General features: G+C 65.8%; 1 protein-coding gene. It reads left to right on the forward strand.

The annotated features are described in order from the left end of the window. On the forward strand, positions 1-1019 hold a 1019-nt coding region (locus KVP10_RS21150; RefSeq protein ID WP_217966739.1), incomplete at both ends, for an Ig-like domain-containing protein.

A 1019-nucleotide genomic window follows, 5' to 3' on the forward strand; every position in this document is an offset into this window, starting at 1 on the left:
GACCTGTTCGGCTCCTTGTATCTGGTGGGCGGCAACGTGACGGTGGGCGGCGAGACAATCGGTACGTATACCGATACGGGCGGTACGCTGGAAATCACCTTCGCCAGTGGGGCGACCACGGTGCTGGTGGACACGGTGGCGCGCAGCATCACGTATGGCAACGCGAAGACGGAGCCGGGCGAACTGGGCTACGACACGGTGACGCTGGACTGGGTATTGAACGACCAGAACAGCAATACCGCTGGCGGCAGCGGCACGGCGGGCGCCGGCCAGGACCAGGGCCGGGGCGGCGAGCTGCAGACGACGCGGTCGATCGAGCTGTACATCAACCGGCGGCCGGTGGCCACGAATAACGCATACGGAGTGGATGCCGGCCATCTCGTCCATGAAGACGATGGCGCGACGGTAGTCGGCAATGCGCTGACTGACGGCACGGCCGACAGCGACCAGGACGGCGATACGCTGCACGCGGTGGCGACGACGGCTCCGGTGGCAGGCGATGGTGGCGGGCTGTTCAGCATCGACGCTGATGGCAATGTGACGTTCGACCCGAACGGTGAATTCGAAGGCTTGAACGAGGGTCAGACGAAGACCGCGTTGTTCACCTACACGGTGGACGACGGCCACGGCGGCCAGAGCACGGCGACGGTGACGGTGACGGTGACGGGGGTGAACGACGCGCCGGTGGTGGACCTGAACGGCAGCGCCGACGGCACGGACTCGGGCTACACGTGGGTGGAGCCCAAGGACACGACGCCGCAGGGCAAGGCGTTCATGCCAGACGTCACGCTGACGGACGTGGACAACACGGACCTGTCGCAGGTGCAACTGGTGGTGGGCGGGGTGCAGGACGCGCACGCCGAAGACCTCGTGATAGGGGGACGGACGTTCGACCTGAGTTCGGACACGGACCTGTCGGCCGACTCCATCGATGGCAAGTTCCATATTGACTACGTGGCCACGACGCATACCTTCACCATCACGGCCATCCCCGCGACGGAGACCGATCCGGGCGTGGC

Origin of the sequence: Candidimonas humi (assembly GCF_019166065.1) — a bacterium.
In the GTDB taxonomy this organism is placed as follows: domain Bacteria; phylum Pseudomonadota; class Gammaproteobacteria; order Burkholderiales; family Burkholderiaceae_B; genus Candidimonas; species Candidimonas humi.